This is a genomic window from Amycolatopsis sp. NPDC059235, assembly GCF_042754125.1.
Classification (GTDB): Bacteria; Actinomycetota; Actinomycetes; order Mycobacteriales; family Pseudonocardiaceae; genus Amycolatopsis; species Amycolatopsis albidoflava.
On the sequence record NZ_JBHZAG010000038.1, the window covers coordinates 19,649 to 36,445 of the forward strand.

The 16,797-nt window shown below is 69.8% G+C and carries 17 protein-coding genes; 8 read left to right on the plus strand and 9 right to left on the minus strand.

All coding sequences use genetic code 11. The features are described 5' to 3' along the window. Positions 1–4 precede the first annotated feature (4 nt). On the plus strand, positions 5–3,142 hold the full coding sequence (locus ACFXI3_RS24075; protein ID WP_378402293.1) for a PE-PGRS family protein: 3,138 nt from the start codon (positions 5–7) through the stop codon (positions 3,140–3,142). Between the two features lie 85 nt (positions 3,143–3,227). Here ACFXI3_RS24075 and ACFXI3_RS24080 read toward each other — a convergent pair whose 3' ends face one another. Further along, the gene (locus ACFXI3_RS24080) at positions 3,228–4,007 is read right to left on the minus strand and encodes a class III extradiol ring-cleavage dioxygenase (RefSeq protein ID WP_344282554.1); all 780 of its coding nucleotides are present in this window, start codon (positions 4,005–4,007) and stop codon (positions 3,228–3,230) included. Positions 4,008–4,092: 85 nt separating this feature from the next. Between ACFXI3_RS24080 and ACFXI3_RS24085 the strand changes: the two genes are divergently transcribed. Next, positions 4,093–4,644 (plus strand): YciI family protein, encoded by a 552-nt coding sequence (locus tag ACFXI3_RS24085; protein WP_378402295.1) that lies wholly within the window; start codon positions 4,093–4,095, stop codon positions 4,642–4,644. A 3-nt stretch (positions 4,645–4,647) separates the two neighbouring features. Here the strand turns inward: ACFXI3_RS24085 and ACFXI3_RS24090 are convergent, their stop codons facing one another. Further along, positions 4,648–5,826 (minus strand): MFS transporter, encoded by a 1,179-nt coding sequence (locus ACFXI3_RS24090; protein WP_378402296.1) that lies wholly within the window; start codon positions 5,824–5,826, stop codon positions 4,648–4,650. A gap of 87 nt (positions 5,827–5,913) precedes the next feature. Between ACFXI3_RS24090 and ACFXI3_RS24095 the strand changes: the two genes are divergently transcribed. Next, the gene (locus ACFXI3_RS24095; protein ID WP_378402298.1) at positions 5,914–6,279 is read left to right on the plus strand and encodes an ArsR/SmtB family transcription factor; all 366 of its coding nucleotides are present in this window, start codon (positions 5,914–5,916) and stop codon (positions 6,277–6,279) included. Here ACFXI3_RS24095 and ACFXI3_RS24100 read toward each other — a convergent pair. Continuing rightward, positions 6,276–7,151, minus strand: coding sequence for an SDR family oxidoreductase (locus ACFXI3_RS24100; RefSeq protein ID WP_378402354.1), 876 nt, complete (start codon positions 7,149–7,151; stop codon positions 6,276–6,278). The genes ACFXI3_RS24095 and ACFXI3_RS24100 overlap by 4 nt on opposite strands. Positions 7,152–7,209: 58 nt before the next feature. On the opposite strand from ACFXI3_RS24100, the gene ACFXI3_RS24105 reads away from it, so the two are divergent. The 4 genes from ACFXI3_RS24105 to ACFXI3_RS24120 all read left to right on the plus strand — a co-directional run bounded on the left by ACFXI3_RS24105 (position 7,210) and on the right by ACFXI3_RS24120 (position 9,753). Continuing rightward, entirely contained in the window at positions 7,210–7,803 is a 594-nt protein-coding gene (locus ACFXI3_RS24105; protein WP_378402300.1) for a TetR/AcrR family transcriptional regulator, read from the plus strand. 66 nt (positions 7,804–7,869) lie between these two features. Continuing rightward, positions 7,870–8,370 carry a TetR/AcrR family transcriptional regulator gene (locus ACFXI3_RS24110; RefSeq protein WP_378402302.1) on the plus strand — a complete coding sequence of 167 codons (501 nt, stop codon included), beginning with the start codon at positions 7,870–7,872 and terminating at the stop codon, positions 8,368–8,370. A gap of 14 nt (positions 8,371–8,384) precedes the next feature. Continuing rightward, on the plus strand, positions 8,385–8,735 hold the full coding sequence (locus ACFXI3_RS24115) for a hypothetical protein (protein ID WP_344282572.1): 351 nt from the start codon (positions 8,385–8,387) through the stop codon (positions 8,733–8,735). A gap of 4 nt (positions 8,736–8,739) precedes the next feature. After that, positions 8,740–9,753 (plus strand): alpha/beta hydrolase, encoded by a 1,014-nt coding sequence (locus ACFXI3_RS24120; RefSeq protein WP_378402304.1) that lies wholly within the window; start codon positions 8,740–8,742, stop codon positions 9,751–9,753. A 48-nt stretch (positions 9,754–9,801) separates the two neighbouring features. Here the strand turns inward: ACFXI3_RS24120 and ACFXI3_RS24125 are convergent, their stop codons facing one another. Then, complete coding sequence (locus ACFXI3_RS24125; RefSeq protein WP_378402306.1) at positions 9,802–10,758, minus strand: amidohydrolase family protein; 957 nt, start codon at positions 10,756–10,758, stop codon at positions 9,802–9,804. Between the two features lie 56 nt (positions 10,759–10,814). On the opposite strand from ACFXI3_RS24125, the gene ACFXI3_RS24130 reads away from it, so the two are divergent. Then, positions 10,815–11,261, plus strand: a complete 447-nt coding sequence (locus ACFXI3_RS24130; protein WP_344282581.1) for a MarR family transcriptional regulator — start codon at positions 10,815–10,817, stop codon at positions 11,259–11,261. A gap of 77 nt (positions 11,262–11,338) precedes the next feature. On the opposite strand, the gene dnaB is transcribed toward ACFXI3_RS24130, so the two are convergent. The 5 genes from dnaB to ACFXI3_RS24155 all read right to left on the minus strand — a co-directional run bounded on the left by dnaB (position 11,339) and on the right by ACFXI3_RS24155 (position 16,668). Continuing rightward, entirely contained in the window at positions 11,339–12,742 is a 1,404-nt protein-coding gene (dnaB, locus tag ACFXI3_RS24135; RefSeq protein WP_037809085.1) for a replicative DNA helicase, read from the minus strand. A gap of 731 nt (positions 12,743–13,473) precedes the next feature. Then, on the minus strand, positions 13,474–14,271 hold the full coding sequence (locus ACFXI3_RS24140) for an ESX secretion-associated protein EspG (RefSeq protein ID WP_344282585.1): 798 nt from the start codon (positions 14,269–14,271) through the stop codon (positions 13,474–13,476). 11 nt (positions 14,272–14,282) lie between these two features. Beyond that, complete coding sequence (locus tag ACFXI3_RS24145; protein ID WP_378402308.1) at positions 14,283–15,650, minus strand: hypothetical protein; 1,368 nt, start codon at positions 15,648–15,650, stop codon at positions 14,283–14,285. 42 nt (positions 15,651–15,692) lie between these two features. Next, entirely contained in the window at positions 15,693–16,298 is a 606-nt protein-coding gene (locus ACFXI3_RS24150) for a DUF3558 domain-containing protein (RefSeq protein ID WP_378402310.1), read from the minus strand. Positions 16,299–16,305: 7 nt separating this feature from the next. After that, on the minus strand, positions 16,306–16,668 hold the full coding sequence (locus ACFXI3_RS24155) for a hypothetical protein (protein WP_378402312.1): 363 nt from the start codon (positions 16,666–16,668) through the stop codon (positions 16,306–16,308). Positions 16,669–16,797: the final 129 nt, after the last annotated feature.

Genomic DNA, 16,797 nt, shown 5'->3' on the forward strand with positions numbered 1-16,797 from the left:
TCCCATGCAGACCTGGGCAAAGCGCGGACTCCAGACCGCGTTGGTCACGGGTGGGTTGCTGATGCTGGGCACCGGCATCGCCTCGGCCGACGAGAACGTGAACCCGGACACCCCGGCCTCCCCGCTTGATCTCAACGTCACCGTCCCGATCGACGAGGCCAACAACGCGATCGGCACCCCGCTCGGGCAGGTCGACCTCCCGGCGCACCACAACGAGATCAGCACCAAGCCCGTCACCTCCGCCGTCAAGGGAGCGCTCGCTTCGGCGAAGACGCCGGGCGGCTCCGCGGGCAGCCTGACCGACAGCCTCCCGAAGGCGGACGCGCCCCGGCAGATCACGCCGACCCACGACGCGTTCAAGGGCAACAAGGTCAACGGCGACGTCGTCGTCCCGATCCAGATCGTGGACAACGCGGTGGGCGTCATCGGCGACGCGCACGTGCAGGGCGGCGACCACAGCCAGACCTACAACCACAACCAGGACGTCGCGACCGACGGCAAGTACTCCGGCATCGCGGGCAACGTCGTGGCGCTCGACTACGCGCTCCCGGTGCAGATCGCGGGCAACGGCGTCGGCCTGGCCGGCGGCAGCGGCGCGGTGCACGGCGGTTCGGCGCACCAGAGCACCACCGAGACCGGCAACGTCGACACCACCGGCAAGGGCTCCGGCCTGTCCGGCAACGTCGTCGGCGGCCAGTTCGCGACCCCGGTCCAGGTGACCGGCAACGCCGCGTCCTGGATCCTCGGCAACGCCTACAGCGGCGGGTACAACGCCGACACCACCGCCACCTCCGGCGGTTCGATGAAGTCCAACGGCAAGGGCGCCGCGGGCAGCGGCAACGTGGTCGGCGCGCCGATCGCGCTGCCGGTCAAGTTCAACGGCAACGCCGGCGGCGTGTGGGGTTCGGACGCCGACTCCACCTCCAGCTCCTCGGCCGACGCCAAGGCGGGCGACACCCGTCCGGGCAGCCTGAACGGCACCCCGACCTACCTCGAGACCGACGGGGACCAGTCGTTCCTGTCCGGCAACGCCGCCGCCGCGCAGGCCAGCCCGGTCGCGAACGTCGCGTCGGTCGCCGGTTCGTGGATCGGCAACGCCACCACCGGCCAGGCGCTCGACCGCCAGGCCTCGTCCTCCAGCCACGAGACCACCGCCACCTCCGGCGGCTTCGTGAAGACGAGCGGCAACGACGCTGCCGGCTCGGCCAACGTGGTCGACCCGGCAGTGGCGCTCCCGGTCGAGGCGTGCGGCGTCGGCGGCACCTACATCGGCCGCGCGGTCGCCAACTGCGACAACACCACCACCGCGACGTCCGGCGACGGCAGCTACACCCGCGGCAACGGCTCGACGCTGACCGGCAACATCGTCAACACCCAGGTGGCGGGCGCCCCCGAGGTGCACGGCATCGGCGGCAGCCACATCGGCAACGCCTCGGGCACCTCGACCGAGACCAAGACCGTCACCGCGGGCAACTACGACGGCAGCCAGGGCAACGACTCGTCGGGCTCGGGCAACATCGTGCAGGTCCCGGTGGCCGCGCCGGCCGAGGTCTTCGGCGTGGGCGGCTCGTTCATCGGGCAGGGCTCGGCCGACGGCTCCGAGACCAAGGTCGTGAAGGCGGGCGGCGGCGGCAACACCGCTGACGACAACGGCTTCCTCAGCTCGAACCTCGCCACCGCGCCGCTGTCCACCCCGGTGCAGCTGTTCGGCATCGGCGGCTCGTTCGTCGGCCAGGGCCACGGCAAGTCCAGCAACGACACCACCTCCACCGCGGGCAACGACGTGCACGCGACCGGCGCGCAGGGCGCGGGCGCGGGCAACCTCGTCGAGGCCCCGGTTTCGCTGCCGGTTCAGGGCCACGGCGTCGGCGGCTCGGTCGCCGGCATCGGCACCGGCATGTCGGACAACCTGACCGACTCGAAGGCGGGCGGCAACGCCAGCGCCGACGGCAAGGACGGCGCGCTCGCCGGCAACATCGTCAAGGCTCCGATCGCCGGTGCCGGCTCGATCTTCGGCGACGGGGTCGCCGGGGGTGCGATCGGCCACGGCACCGCCACCAACGACGTCACCTCGACGGCGGGCGGCGACGCCCTCACCGACGGCGACGGCGGCGCGGTCGCGGGCGACATCGTCGGCGCGGACGCCGAACCGGTCGCGCAGGTCTTCGGCGACGCGGTCTCCGCGGCGGGCGTGTCCTCGGGCGACGCCATGAACAACACCGTGTCCACCGACGCCGGCAAGGACACCACCTCGGGCACCGAGGGCTCGATCTCGGGCGACATCCTGGACCTCCCGGTCCCGGCTGTGGCGCAGGTCTTCGGCGACGGGGTCGCCGTGGGCGGCGTGGCGCACGGGGTCGGCGACAACGTCACCGACGTGACCGACGGCAACGACGCGACCAGCACCGACGGCACCGGCGAAGCCCTCTCCGGCTTCGACTTCTACCACCCGCTGGGTGCGCTGGTGCAGGTCTTCGGCGTGCCGCTGGAGGTGCTCGGCGTGGCCACCGCCGAGGCCCCCAACTCGACCGACGTCGAAGAGCCGCCCGCCATCGACGTGCCGATCGGCGGCGAGATGGGCGCCGGCGAGCTCCCCGCGATGCCCGCCGTGCCGGGTCTGCCGGGCGGTTCCTCGGCCGCGCCGTCGCTGCCGTCGGCTCCGGCTGTGCCTTCCCTGCCGGGCCTGGGCAGCCTGCCCACCGCCACCACGCTGCCCGCCCCGGCCCTGCCGGGCGCCCAGCGTGCTGACGTGCCGCAGGTCAGCGGACTGTCCGCGCTGAACCAGCTCAACCAGCTGAAGGGCGCTTCGGCGCTGCCTTCGGTTTCCGGGCTGCAGAACGGCATCCACCTGCCGTCGGCTCCCGCGGTCCCGGCTCTGCCGGGCGTTCCGGCTCTGCCGGGTGCGGGCGCCGAGCGCGCGGATGTTCCGGCCGTTCCCGCTCAGCTGCCGGTGAAGACCTCGCTGCCGACACTGGGCCAGCTGCCCGCCTTCGCCGCGGTGCCCGCCGTTCCGGGCGCCCCGACGACGCTGCCGACCGCCATGCCGACCGCTCCGGCCGTGCCGGCGATCGGTGACGCGACCGGCCCGCTGGGTGCGTTCCAGAAGCTGGCCGCGAAGGTGACCGGCATCTTCAAGAAGTGAACCGCTTCGCCTGAAGCGAGCCGGGGATAACCCCGGGCGGGCCCGGAAGCCACGTGCTTCCGGGCCCGTTTTTTTGTGTGCTGGGTCAGGAGAATTCGAGCGAACGCTTCGCCAGGCCGTGCCAGAAACCGTCGATCACCGTGCGGCCTTCGCCCTCGGCCGAGCTGGCGCCGAGCGACACGAACAGCGGCGCGAAGTGCTCGATCCGCGGGTGCGCCATCGCGGCGGCGGGGGCCTTGTGCTGGAAGTCGAGCAACGCGTCGAGGTCGCGGTCGCGCAGCACCTCCTCGCCCCAGTGGTCGAATTCCGCGGACCATCCCGGCGGGGTTCCGTTGCTGCCGTTGACCTCCTGCATCGCGCGGAGGTTGTGGGTGAAGAATCCGCTGCCGATGATCAGCACGCCCTCGTCGCGCAGCGGCGCGAGCTTGCGGCCGAGGTCGTAGAGCGCTCGTGGGTCGAGGGAGGGCATGGAAATCTGCAGCACCGGGACGTCGGCGTCGGGGAACATCTCCACCAGCGGGACGTAGGCGCCGTGGTCGAGGCCGCGGTCCGGGGCGTCGTGCACCGGGGTTTCGGTCGAATGCAGCAGCTTGCGCACCTGCGCGGCGAGCTCCGGAGCACCTGGCGCGGCGTATTTGACCTGGTAGTAGCGCTCGGGGAAGCCCCAGAAGTCGTAGACGAGCGGGACTGTCGTGGTCGCCCCGAGCGTCAGTGGGGCTTCCTCCCAGTGCGCCGAAACGACCAGGATCGCGCGAGGTTTCGCGAGGTCGGCGGACCACTGGGCGAGCTGCCGGGTCCACGTCGCGTCGTCGGCGAGCGGCGGCGCACCGTGGCTCAGGTACAGGACCGGCGTGCGGTTCGCCATGACTGCCTCCGAGTGTTTGAAAGTTCAACTACTACCGTACGCCTGGTTCGCGGACTTGGCGAATTCGTCCTCGGCGGTCTGCCGGATGCGGCAGACTCCCCTGGTGAAGTTCTTCTGCTACCACCGCGACCGCCCCGGCTCCGCCGCGTTGCGCGCCGAGCTGATCGAAGAGCACTGGTCCTATATGGACGGTTTCGAGCTGATCGCCCGCGGCCCGACGCTGGACGGCGAAATTCCGACCGGCAGCGTGCACATCGTCGACCTCCCGGACGTCGCCGCCGTCCGCGAATTCGCTTTCGCGGAACCGAATTACCAGGCCGGCGCCTACCGGGACGTCCTGATTCGCCGCTGGGACAACGCTCTCGGCCGCACGATGTGGGAGTTTCCCGGCGATCCGGAGGCGGCGAACCTGTATTTGGTGCTGGGCTTGGGTTCCGGCCCCTCCGTCGACCTCGAACCGTCCGCCACGGAGTCCTTGATCGCCTACGGCCCGCTGTGGTCCGACGACGGCACCGCCTGGCTCGGCACCGCGGCTTTGGTGCAAGCCGCGGATGGAGACACGGCACGGGGAATCCTTACCTCCGCGCACTATGCGGCGATCGAGGTGCACGACTGGCGACCGGGCGGCCGTCCCTGATCGTCAGCGGGCGGACCGCCACACGAATCCGGCAGCCGTGAGCGCGGCGAGTGCGAGAAGCGCGGCGAAAACCGTTGACCCAGTAGCGATTCCGAGGGTGTCACTGAGGTACCCGGTGCCGACGGGCAGCAGCGCCGCCGGAAGGTAGCCGCCGAAGTTGAGCAAGGCGTTGGCCTCGGCGCGCCTGCGCTCGGGCACGTGGGTGCTGATCAGCGTCAGCCCGCCGAGTTGGCCGAGTCCCTGCGCGGCTCCAGCCAGCACCGCGGTCACGACGATGGCCGCGATCCACTGCGCGTGCACGGCGACCAGCAACGCCGCCATGCAGGCGACCCCCGCCGCCGCGCCGGTGAGCAGGATGGCGCGCACCTCGAGCCGCTTCGCCGCGAACTGAACCGCAGTCGCCGCACCGAACATGACGAACGCGGTCGCCCCGGCGAGCAGGCGATTGCTGGTGCCGAGCACGTTGGCCAGCAACGCCGGTCCGAGGGAAAGCACGAACGACGTCGAGGTGATCCCCGGCGCGAAAACCGCGATCCCGAGCGCGACATACCTACGTTGCGCCCGCGGCACCGCGGGAACCCGCACCCAACCGCCCGCACCGGAATCGACCGGACGCCGAAGCGGCAGCCGAATAACCACGACGACCGCGCTGAGCAGCAGCACCGCCGAAACGGCGAAGATCGTCACTGTCGGCCCGGGCAGAGTCTCCGACAGCGCCCCGGCGAGCAACGGCCCAAGCCCGGCCCCGAAGACCATCGCGGTAGACGCCGCGAGCGTCGAGGTCTTCGCACGTTCGGGCCCGCCGACGTCAACGACCGCCGCCATCCCCGCCGACACCGTGATGCCGACCGCGATCCCCGCCAGCAACCGAGCGATCGCCAACGCGAGCACCGATGTCGCGACGGCGAACAGCCCGCAAGCAACGAGCGCGAGCAAAACCCCCGGCAGCACAACAGGTTTCCGCCCAAGCCGATCCGACGCACGCCCCGCGACGAGCAGCGCGGCCAGCAGTCCGGCGATGTAGGCGGCGAAGATCACCGTGAGAGTGCCGGCGGAGAACCCGAGCCGGTGCTGCCACAGCACATACAGCGGGGTCGGCGCATTGGAAAGCACGAACACCGCGGTGACCGGCCACGCGGCAAGCCAAGGACTACCGGCCCGCGAGGGCGCGACGACGGCCATGGATCCTCCAGTACGAGATTAGTCGAACTATGAGTCGAACCTAGCAGTAGTTCGACTAATCTCGTACTGGAGTGGTTGACTGTGGGCATGCCCTCGCCTTCGGTGACCGACCCGGACACCCCGCCCGCCGAACTCCCGTCGCCCCTCTCCGAACCGGCCCGGGAAGACCTGCGCCTGGAAACCGTCCTAGCCGCCCTGAGCGACCCCCTGCGGCTGACGATCGTGCGGAAACTGCTGCTGGAACGCGAGGCTTACGACCATCCGTGCGGCTGGTTCGGCTTCGACCGCCCGAAGTCGTCGCTGACGCACCACTTCAAGGCGTTGCGCGAGGCGGGCGTCCTGCGCCAACGGCAATACGGGCTGGAACGCCGCAACCGGGTGCGCACGGAGGATCTCAACGCCCGCTTCCCCGGGCTGCTGGACCTGGTCGCGGAGTGGCAGCCCGCTTCTTAGCGCAGTGCCGTGGCGGGCTTCGGATAGTGCGGGCGGAGGTTGGCCGCGAGGATCCGGTCGAGCATCCGGTCCGGCACGACCCGCGACAGACGGGTGATCAGTGCCGCGTCCCGGCCGATGGTGTAGCGGGTGCGTGGTTTCCGGGCAGTCGCCGCCTTCGCGATCACCCGAGCCGCGTCCTCCGCGGGTCTGCCGTTGGGCAGGTGCGCGGCGGCATGCGTGTTGACCGCTTCGAGGAGCCCTCCGTAGCGCTCGCGCTGTTCCGGGGACATCGCGTTGGCCTGCTGGTTGGTGGCGGCGATGACCCGGCCCGGCATCTGCGTGCGGACCGCGCCGGGTTCGACGACGACTACTCGCACGCCGAGCGGAGCCACTTCCCGGCGCAGCGAATCGCTGACCGCTTCGAGAGCGAACTTCGTGCCCGCGTAGGGGCCGTAGGCGGGCAAGGCGACCCGGCCGCCGACGGAACTGATGTTGATCACCCGGCCGGAGTGGCGCAGCAGGGCGGGCAGCAGTGCCTGGGTGACGGCGACGTGACCGAAGAGATTGACCTCGAACTGCCGTCGCCATTCGCCCAGCGGCAGGGCTTCGACGGGTGCGTTGATCTGGATCGCGGCGTTGTTCACCAGCGCCCGAAGCGGAGCTGCCTGCTGATCGACGCGGGCGGCGAGTGCGGCGATGTGGTCCGGCTCGGTGATGTCGAGGATGAGCGGTTCGATGCCGTCGGCGCGCACTGCGTCCGCGTCGCGCTCGCGGCGGACTCCGGCGAGCACGCGGAACCCCCGGCGGGCCAGTTCGCGGGCGGTCGCCGCGCCGATCCCGGTCGAGGCTCCGGTGACGACCGTGCAGCTTTCAGATGACTCAGATGACATTGTCACCTTAACGAGGGTAGGCAGCTCAGATGACACTGTCAACTGTATGCTGAACGGCATGGTCACCCGTGCGGAATCCGCTGCCGCGACACGTCGGGCCCTGCTGGACGCGGCCGCTGGCCTGCTGGACAGCGGCGGTCCGGAAGCGGTGACATTGCGCGAGGTCGGGGCGCGGGCGGGGGTCAGCCGCGGCGCGCCGTACCGGCACTTCCCGGACAAGGACAGCCTGCTGACCACCATCGCGGCCGAAGCGTTGAACCGGCTCGCGGACCAGGTGCACGCGGTGCGCGCCGATTCGCGGGTGCCCGCGGCCGAGACGTTGCACCGCGGCCTGGCCGCGCTGATGGCGATCGGGCGCGGTCAGCCGCACCTGTACCGGCTGATGTTCGCCGCGCCGGCCGGCGATTCGGCCGCGATCGAAGCGGCGGAGCAGGCGGGTGACCGTGCGATGGGCGAGTTTCTCGCGATAGTCGGCGATCTGGTCGGGCCCGAGCACGTCCGGCGATTCGCCGCGCTGCTGCTGACCAGCGCGCACGGGATCACGGACATGGCGGTCAACGGCCATCTGTCCGCGGAGAAGTGGCAGGTCACGGCAGAGGAACTCGTCTCGGCCCTGGTGTCGATGATCGATCGGCAGGCCCAGTCGAGCTGACCTTCCCTGATTTTTGAGGAACGATTGTTCTTGACTGATCGTTCCCCAAAATCCTATGGTGGAGCCATGGGCAGGCGAAGGGCGTTCGACGAGGACGAAGTAGTGCGCGCGGCGGTGGAGTTGTTCGGTGGCCGCGCGTACGACGGGGTGTCTGTCGACGATCTCGTCACCCACCTCGGTGTGCACCGCAACAGCCTCTACAAGACTTTCGGCAGCAAGCGCGGCCTGTACCTGGTCGCCCTGCGCCGCCACCTCGCCGACGACGTCCGCCCCTTGGCCGAAGCGCTCGCCGCGGCCAAGGATTCCGCGACCGTGCTCCGTCTGGTCGCCTCGGCCGACCTCGGTCTGCTGCTGCTCGCGGCGGTCGAACGGGCGTCCTCCGACGAGGAAGTAGCTGCCGAGGTGAATACCGCGTTTGCCTCGCTTGACCAGGCGATCTCCGACGCGCTCGGCGTCTCCGCCGCCTTGGCCGCCGCGCTCACGGCTGCCGCGCTGGGCCTGCGCCTGCGCGGCAATCCCGACGGGGCCGGCGCCGCGCTGACTCAACGACTCGATCCGCTTAACTGACAAGGAAAACAGACATGGCACTGGTCTCCATCGACGGCGACAACCTCGTCGTCGTGATCGAGGGTCTCGACAAGCTCTGGGCCTTCAAGAGCAGCCTGACCATCCCGCTGGCCCACGTCCGCGGCGCGACCGCGGACCCCGGCATCGCCGCCGACCCCAAGGGAATCCGCGCGCCGGGCGCCCACGTGCCCGGCGTGATCACCGCGGGCACGTTCCACCTCGACGGCGAAAAGGTCTTCTGGGACGTCAAAGATCCGGCGAAGGCCGTCGTGCTCGAACTCGCCGACGAGCGCTACGCCCGGCTGGTCGTTCAGGTCGACGATCCCCGGGCGACCGTCGCGCTGGTCGAGAACGCCCGGCGGTGAGCAGATGTTCTCCCACCTCGCCGCGGCCGCGCTGGCATTGACGGGCGTGACCGCCGCGCCGGTCGGCCTCGTGCCCGCCGCCGACCGCGAAATCGTCTTCACCGTCGACGGGACCACGACCTACGGCACCCTGCACGTTCCCGCGCATCGCGCCGGGCACCGGTTGCGCGCCGCGCTGCTGCTGCCCGGCAGCGGGCCCACCGACCGCGACGGCAACCAAGCCCACACGTCCCCGAACACCCTGGCGCAGGTGGCCGGCGCGCTGGGCGACGACCGGGTCGCCACGTTGCGATTCGACAAGTACGGCACCGGCCGCACCGGGCTCGGCGCTTATCGCGACCACCCGGAAAAACTCGACTATCCGGCGTTCGTCCGCCAGGCGAAGGCCGCCTACGAGTCGTTGCGTGACCAGCCGGAGACCGACCCGTACGCGCTGACCGTCGTCGGGCACAGCGAAGGTGCGATGACCGCGCTGCTGCTCGGCAGTACCGCCCGCCCGCGCCCGACCGGCCTGGCCTTGCTGCAACCGCAGGCGATCCGCCTGCTCGACCTGGTCGCGCTGCAACTGCACGCCCAGATCGCCGAGGCGGCCCGGCAGGGCCAGCTCACCCCGGAGCAGCAGCACACGATCGACGCGGCGATCGACGCCGCCGTCACCGCGCTGCGCGAACACCGACCGGTCGACACCACCGGTCTGCCGTCCGCCGTCGCACAGCTTTTCAAGGCCTTCCAAGGACAGAACAGCCGCTTCGTGGACAGCGACGACGCCGTCTACCCGCCGGACACCGCGGCGGCCCTGCGGCCGGGGACCCGGGTGCTGCTCACCTGCGGCACGAACGACACCCAAGTCCCTTGCGCCACAACGGATGCCTTGACCACCGCGCTACGCCGCGCGCACGTCAGCGGACCGGGCCGGGTGCCGCTGTCGGGAGTGGACCACCTGCTGCACGACGCCGACCACCCGAGCACTCTCGCCCCGGCAGTGCTCGACTCCCTGCACCGGTTCGCGCGACGCTGAAGCAGACCGACAGCTTCCGCGAGGGCTTCTCATCCATGCCAACTCAGGTCATCGGTCGTGCTCGGCGCGTGCGGCCGCGGCCGGGAACAGGCGGGCGAAGGCTGCCTCCAATTGCTGCTGCCCGGCGCGGTCGAGGGTGTTCCCGAGATTCTTCGACGTGGCGGTGATGATGTCGATCCCCGCCGGCGGGTAGTCCGTGCCGAAAACGAGGTGGTCCACGCCGACCATCTGGACGGCGGGAACGATGCCGGCGGGGCCGCCCCCGATCGCGGTGTCCAGGTAGAGGCCGCGGAGCTGCTCGGTCAGTTGCTCCGAGGTCAGCCGCAACGGGTTCGCGACCCACGGCTCGGGTCCGGCGAGGGCGATGCGGTCTTGCAGCGTGGGGAGTACGCCCCCGGCGTGGGCGAGGACGAGGCGGAGATTCCGGTGCCGCAGCAACACTCCGGCGAAGATCGCGTCGACGATCGTGCGGGCCGTGTCCATCGGGTATTCGATCAGCGGTCCCGGTCGGCCGAGGCCCAGCCGGTCGAACGCCGGTGGCAACACTGGATGCACGAACACCGGCAGCCGATGCCGGTCAAGCTCCGCGAAGGCCGGTTCGAAACGGGCGTCGCCGAAGTACACGCCGTCGTAGTTGGTGGCGAGGACGAACCCGTCGGCGTGCAGCTGATCGGTCGCGTAGCGGATCTCTTCAATGGCGCGGTCGGGATCTGCCATGGGCAGTGCCGCCAGCAGCCCGAACCGGTCCGGATGCGCGGCCACGATGCCGGCGGTTCGTTCGTTCCACGTCCTCGCCTGCTCCGCGTCCAGCGCGCCGGGCATCGACAGCAGTTGCAACGCGATGCCCTGCTCGTCCATGAACCGCAGTGCTCCGTCGACGCTCCAGCCGGCGCCCGGGATGCTGCCGGCGAACCCTTCGCGCTTCATCAGCGCCTGGGCCGCTGGTAAGGACGCGACATCCGTTCCCGGCGCGACCGCATGTGCGTGCACATCGAACCGCTGCACGGCAATCCTCCAGTGCTTTGCATCTGTCAACTATTGACAGCTGCTACTGTACGCCGATGGAAGCGGACAGTGCGGTACTCGATTTCGTGGAGGTGCTGTACCGGGTGAATCGGCTGCTCGTCGATGACGCCCGGCAGCACATCGCCGGGATCGCGGAGCTGGACGTGAGCGAGTTCATGGTGCTGCGGGCCGCTTCCCGCGGAGCGGTGTCACCCGCGGAGCTGACGCGGCAGCTGAGCACTCACCCGAGCGCGACCAGCCGCACCATCACCCGCCTCGTTCGCGCCGGCCTGCTGCAGCGCATCAGCACCACAGCCGACGCGCGACGACTCACGGTCAGCCTGACCGACGAGGGACGCCGGATCGTCGGCCTCATCGCGCGGCGCATTCGACCGGAACTGCAACGCCGATTCGATGCCATCGGACCCGACCGCGTCACGGAACTGCTCGACACCCTGCACGCCTTCCTCCGAGACGGCGCGCCGGACTCGTCCGAGCAGTGAATTGTCTTCGGTTCTGACGGCGATCGCGCAGGCTCTCGCGCGAGGTGCGGCCAGCTTTGCACCCCTGCCGGCTCGCGTCAGTCGTGGGCCAGGTCGGCGAAGCGGCTGTAGTGCAGCTGGTGCGCGACCACGATCGTGCTCGTCGGACCGGCACGGTGCTTCGCCAGGATCAGGTCCGCTTCCCCGGCGCGCGGGTCGTCGCGTTCCCAGGCGTCCGGGCGGTTGATCAGGATGACGATGTCCGCGTCCTGCTCCAGCGAGCCGGATTCACGAAGGTCCGACAGCATCGGCTTCTTGTCGGTGCGCTGTTCCGGACCACGGTTCAGCTGGGAGATCGCGATCACCGGCACCTCGATCTCCTTCGCCAGCAGCTTCAGCTGACGGGAGAACTCCGACACTTCCTGCTGCCGCGATTCGACGCGCTTGCCCGAGGTCATCAGCTGCAGGTAGTCGACGACCACGAGCTTCAGGTCGTGCCGCTGCTTGAGCCGGCGGGCCTTCGCGCGGATCTCCATCATCGTCATGTTCGGCGAGTCGTCGACGAACAGCGGGGCCTCGGACACCTCGCTCATCCGCCGCGCCAGCCGCGTCCAGTCGTCGTCGGACATCTTGCCGCCGCGCATGTCGGCGAGGCGGATTTTCGCCTCGGCCGACAGCATGCGCATCACGATCTCCGTGCGGCTCATTTCCAGCGAGAAGATGACGCTGGTCAGGCCGTGCTTGATGGACGCGGAACGGACGAAGTCCAGCCCCAAAGTCGACTTGCCGACACCGGGGCGGGCCGCGACGATGATCATCTGGCCGGGGTGCAGGCCGTTGGTCAATTCGTCGAAATCGGCGAACCCGGTCGGGATGCCCTGGGACTGCCCGCCGCGCGAGGCGATCGCGTCGATCTCGTCCATGGTCGGCTGGAGCAGGTCTTCCAGCGCGACGTAGTCCTCGCTCGTGCGGCGTTCGGTGACGTCGTAGATCGCGGCCTGTGCGCGGTCGACGACCTCGTCGATGTTCGCGCCGTCGGCCGCGGCCGCGCCGTAGCCGTACTGCACGATGCGGGTGCCCGCTTCCACGAGCCGGCGCAGCACCGCCTTCTCGGACACGATCTCCGCGTAATAGCCCGCGTTGGCCGCGGTGGGCACGGTCGCGATGAGCGTGTGCAGGTACGGAGCCCCGCCGACGCGGCCGAGTTCGCCGCGTCGTTCCAGCTCGGCCGCCACGGTGATCGGGTCGGCCGGTTCGCCGCGACCGTAGAGGTCGAGGATGCAGTCGTAGACGGCCTGGTGCGCGGGCCGGTAGAAATCGCCGGGCCCGAGCGCTTCGATGACGTCGGCGACCGCGTCCTTCGACAGCAGCATGCCGCCGAGCACGGACTGCTCCGCCGCGATGTCCTGCGGCGGCTGGCGGTCGAACCCGCCAGGGCCGGGGTCGCTCGGACCCGGATCGGACTCCGCGTACGCCGGACCGCGGTCATCGGTCACCGCCACTGCCCGGACACCTCCCCTCGCCCCGCCGTCGTTCCGGCCGGCCCCGTCGTCTCGCTTGCGCCTGTCTCGCGTGCGCCTGTGCTGTGCCGAACCGCGTCCGCCGCCCGCCTCGCGAAGAGGCCGGTCAAGGCGAACGCCTGTTCGAGTATGCCGGAGTCGGCCCGGCTTTCCCACCTTGTCCGTCCGGTCCTCTTCGATGATGGACCGGGCGGTTCCCCGCGCCGGTGACCGCCACGCGGGGCCACCGGGAGTACTGAGCGCGATCGCACGCTAGATCCCCCGGAAGGACGAGCGCAATTCCGGGTGTTGACCGTCTTGTGGACAACCTGTGGATGACTGGGGGCAACGAATCACAGGTGCCGGTGAGCCTGTGGACAAAGTGGGGACAGTGCTGATCGGCTTCACTAAACTCGCAGGTCAAGGCCTGTGTAGAGACTGTGGAGAACTTCGCGAAAACTCGTCCGGCGTGTCGTGTCGAACTGGTTCTTCGGCGTGTCGCACCGGCCGCGATCCACCGCCCTGTGGATGGTTGCTACGCACGGTAGATCACTGACCCGATGGGCTGAACGAAGGAGAATTCCACACCTGGCCCAGCCGGTGACTACCCGTGGTGACCAATCCGGGAAAAGCGCAGGTTAACCGGGTGCAAACGCGAAACCGGGTGAGGTTCACCGGCCGGCCACCTCGCGGTGCCGTACCGGGAACCCCACCCGGAGTAACGCTCGGGGCGGTCAGCCCAAGGCGCTTTGAGCTTGGCGGAGCCGTTCGGAGAGCGCCTGCGGAGTGCCCGGGGTGAAGACGATGAGCGAATCCTGTCCCGGCCGCTCCTCCATCAGCCACCGGCCCTCGCTGGTGTCGATGAAGTTCACCGGCTTCGGGATGCGCCGCCGCCGTCCGCCGTTCGGGCGAGTGGCGACGTACAGCGCGCCGCTGCCGGTGCGCGGCAGCTTGAGGATCCGCTGGATCTCCTTGAGCGGCGAAAGCTGGTCGCTCCGCTGTCCGCTTTGCATGATCGAGCGCTGCGAAACTTCCTCCGACCCGGCGGAGCGGCCGCTCTCGTACTCGCTGCGGCTGGTGACGAGCGGCTGACCGGCCGCCGCCTTGCCCGCGGGCATGAGGTCGAGGAACGTCTGCAACAGCAGGTCCGGCCGCTGGCGCGACACCGTGACGGTGTTCTCGCCGATGATCCGGAGCAGCCCGAAGCCGCCGCCGTTGCCGCTGCCGCACAGCACCGAGTAGTTGCCGGGGCTGCCGTCCTCGAACGTGCCGTCGAACCAGCCGTAGTACTCCAATTGCGGATGCGAGATGGATTCGATCAGCGCGAGCAGATCGCGGTCCATGCCGCGCGGGCCCATCAGGCCGGACTCGGTCAGCGCCTCGTTGACCTGCTGGTCCAGCTTCCGCTCGGCGTCCGGGTCGTGGAACACCGGGATCTCGGCGATGGCCTGATGGGGCTCACCGCCCCGACGCCGGATCAGGTTGTACAGCGTCGGGAGGGTGAACTTGGTGGGTCGGTCAAGCGTGATCACGTCGGCTGGCCTCATTCACCGATCACGGGAGGAACGGTCAGCTGGTCGGAGCCGAAGAGTTCGTTGGAGTCCTCTTCCACCAGGTACTTCGTCTGGTGCTCCTCGTCCTCCTGGCCCTTGCCGCCCTTGGCTCCGGCGCCCATGCCGCCCATTCCGGCCGCACCGGCTTTGCCCGCCGCGCCGCCGCGCATGCCGGCTCCGGCGCCCATGCCGCCCGCTCCGGCTCCGCCGGCCATGCCGCCCGCGGCCGCGCCGGAACCGGTGCCGCCGGGACCGAAGCCCGCGCCCGCGCCGAACGCACCGGGACCGAAAGCCGCACCGGCGCCGGAACCCGCGCCGCCGCCACCGCCGCCCGGACCGAACTGGCCCGCACCGCCGCCGGGTCCGAACGTGCTCGGGTTGAACTTGCTCGGGTCGGTCGTCGGAGGCGTCCAGCCCGAGGTGCTCGTGCCGTCTCCGCCGCCGGGGTAGTGCCCGGTCGGGTCCGTGATGTTGTGCCCAGGACCGCCCGGTCCGCCAGGGGGGAACGTCGTGTGCGGCGGGGTGCTGGGCGGGGTCGGGGTGAACTTGGGCGGGTCCATCTTCGGCGGGGTGAAGCCGCCGCCACCGCCGCCGGGGCCGCCCCCGAAGTTTCCGCCGGTGCCGCCGGGACCGCCGCCGAAGTCGCCTCCGTTGCCGCCCGGGTTCGAGATGTTGTTGCCCTGCCAGGCGCTGTACTGCGGCAGCCCGCCGGCGTTCTGGCCGCTGGCGTTGAAGTAGTTGGTGTAGGCCTGGACGTTCGCCTTGCCGTCTTCGTTGTACTTGTTGATCTCGTCGTCTTTGTCGCTCCACGGGTTGATCCCGTCGACGAACCCGGCGTGCGGCGGGTCCTTGGCGATCTCCTGGACCTTGCCCTTGACCGTGGAGAAGCAGTCGACCTGCGTGTTCAGGTACGTGTGGCTCTTGCCGAGGTTGTTGACCGAGTCCTGGAGCCAGACGCCCAGCGGGTGCGCGCCGGCCTGGGCCGCGGTGGCACCGCCGCCCTGCCAGGCAGCGTCCATCTTTTTGTTCAGGTTGTCGATCTCGGTGATGCGGTCGTTGTGCACGGTCTTGAGGGTGTTGGCCGCGTTGACGCCGCCTTGCAGCGACGAGCTGTCGCCGACGTGGATCTTTTCCCAGATGGTGCGCGCGTCGATCGAGCGCCCGCCGAGGTCCGCCTCGGCGAGTTTCGCGTCGGGACCGCCGCTGAAGAGGCCGACAAGGCTGCCGACCAGCGCACCGCCTGCCGCGCCGACGGCGGTGCCGACGACCGGCACGACCGAACCGACCGCAGCGCCGACGCCTGCGCCGGCGGCCGCGTACTTCAGTTCCTTGCCTACGGTGTTGGCGTCATTCCCCATGATGAGCCATTCCTTCCGTGCTGGGCACCAGCTGCCTGGTGGTCATTTCGCAGCCTTGAGATGTGTGACCACCGCGTTCCCGAACTTCTGCGCGAGACCGCAGGGGTTGCTCTTGTTCGGGCCGACCCCGATCGCGGGCGTGATGGTGATGGCGAGCTGGTCGGTGACCCCGAGCCACAGCTGGCAGTTGCCGCTGGGCCGCAGATCGGCCTTGGAGGTGAAAACGCCCGGATAGCCGTCGACGCTCACCGGCTCGAAGTAGGCCTGCCCCGACTTCTGGTCGTAGATGTCGCTGATGCCGCCCTTGTTCTGCGGAACCACCCGCATGCCGATGGAGTTCCGGCCCTCGTCGGCCGACCTCCACTGGCAGCCGGGGAGGTCCCCGGTCAGCGTCTCCCCGGGCACGGCCAGCCCGAAGTCGGTCGTCTCGGCATCGGTGAGGACCTTGCACGGGTTGGCACCCAGCAAGTCCTGGGTGGGCAGCGCAGCGGGGACCTTGGGGCCCGAGCCGCCTCCGGTCGCGCTCGAACTGGCAGGCGCCTGCGAGGGGGTGTCACCTCCGCCGGTCTTTCCTCCTCCGCCGCAGGCGGTCAGAAGACCGAGAGCGGCGACGGCAGCGGCGGCGATCCGGATGGTGCGGTGCGGCATGAGCAGCTCAGACCTTCGTCTTGCTTGCGGCGTCGCGTGCTTCCTGCTCGGCGACGGTGATTTTGTTTTTGGCGGCCTTCAACGCGGTGATGAAGTTGGTGACGTAGTCGACCATGCGCTGATGCTGGGTCAACAGGGTCTGCCCGGACGGATTGGCGCCCTTGTCGACGAAGTCATTGCTGGCGAACTCGTCGGCCGGGCGCTTGACGTCGGCGATCGTCTGCGCGTGGTTGAGGTCCGTGCTCAGATTCGTGAGCAGGTCTTCCCACTGCTTGATGACCGAGTCGACCTCGTCCTCGCTGAATTTGTACCCGCCTGCGGATCCGTATCCGCCGACCATGATCGGCGCGGGCGGTGGTACGTCGGACATCCGGTGACCCCCTTTGGCACAGTTCTCGCTCCCCAAGCGGCGAGATCAGCAAGTTGGATGGTAACGCACGCCCGTTGGTTCCCGCTTCGCGTTCAGTTGTTTCGAGAGTGGGCCCGAGCTGCGGGAAGA

Bases quoted from the DNA above. Each gene is read 5' to 3' on its own strand.
- ACFXI3_RS24075 (WP_378402293.1), top strand. From the start codon at position 5: ATGCAGACCTGGGCAAAGCGCGGACTCCAGACCGCGTTGGTCACGGGT.
- ACFXI3_RS24080 (WP_344282554.1), bottom strand. From the start codon at position 4,007: ATGGCGAACCGCACGCCGGTCCTGTACCTGAGCCACGGTGCGCCGCCG.
- ACFXI3_RS24085 (WP_378402295.1), top strand. From the start codon at position 4,093: ATGCGGCAGACTCCCCTGGTGAAGTTCTTCTGCTACCACCGCGACCGC.
- ACFXI3_RS24090 (WP_378402296.1), bottom strand. From the start codon at position 5,826: ATGGCCGTCGTCGCGCCCTCGCGGGCCGGTAGTCCTTGGCTTGCCGCG.
- ACFXI3_RS24095 (WP_378402298.1), top strand. From the start codon at position 5,914: ATGCCCTCGCCTTCGGTGACCGACCCGGACACCCCGCCCGCCGAACTC.
- ACFXI3_RS24100 (WP_378402354.1), bottom strand. From the start codon at position 7,151: ATGTCATCTGAGTCATCTGAAAGCTGCACGGTCGTCACCGGAGCCTCG.
- ACFXI3_RS24105 (WP_378402300.1), top strand. From the start codon at position 7,210: ATGGTCACCCGTGCGGAATCCGCTGCCGCGACACGTCGGGCCCTGCTG.
- ACFXI3_RS24110 (WP_378402302.1), top strand. From the start codon at position 7,870: ATGGGCAGGCGAAGGGCGTTCGACGAGGACGAAGTAGTGCGCGCGGCG.
- ACFXI3_RS24115 (WP_344282572.1), top strand. From the start codon at position 8,385: ATGGCACTGGTCTCCATCGACGGCGACAACCTCGTCGTCGTGATCGAG.
- ACFXI3_RS24120 (WP_378402304.1), top strand. From the start codon at position 8,740: ATGTTCTCCCACCTCGCCGCGGCCGCGCTGGCATTGACGGGCGTGACC.
- ACFXI3_RS24130 (WP_344282581.1), top strand. From the start codon at position 10,815: ATGGAAGCGGACAGTGCGGTACTCGATTTCGTGGAGGTGCTGTACCGG.
- ACFXI3_RS24145 (WP_378402308.1), bottom strand. From the start codon at position 15,650: ATGGGGAATGACGCCAACACCGTAGGCAAGGAACTGAAGTACGCGGCC.
- ACFXI3_RS24150 (WP_378402310.1), bottom strand. From the start codon at position 16,298: ATGCCGCACCGCACCATCCGGATCGCCGCCGCTGCCGTCGCCGCTCTC.
- ACFXI3_RS24155 (WP_378402312.1), bottom strand. From the start codon at position 16,668: ATGTCCGACGTACCACCGCCCGCGCCGATCATGGTCGGCGGATACGGA.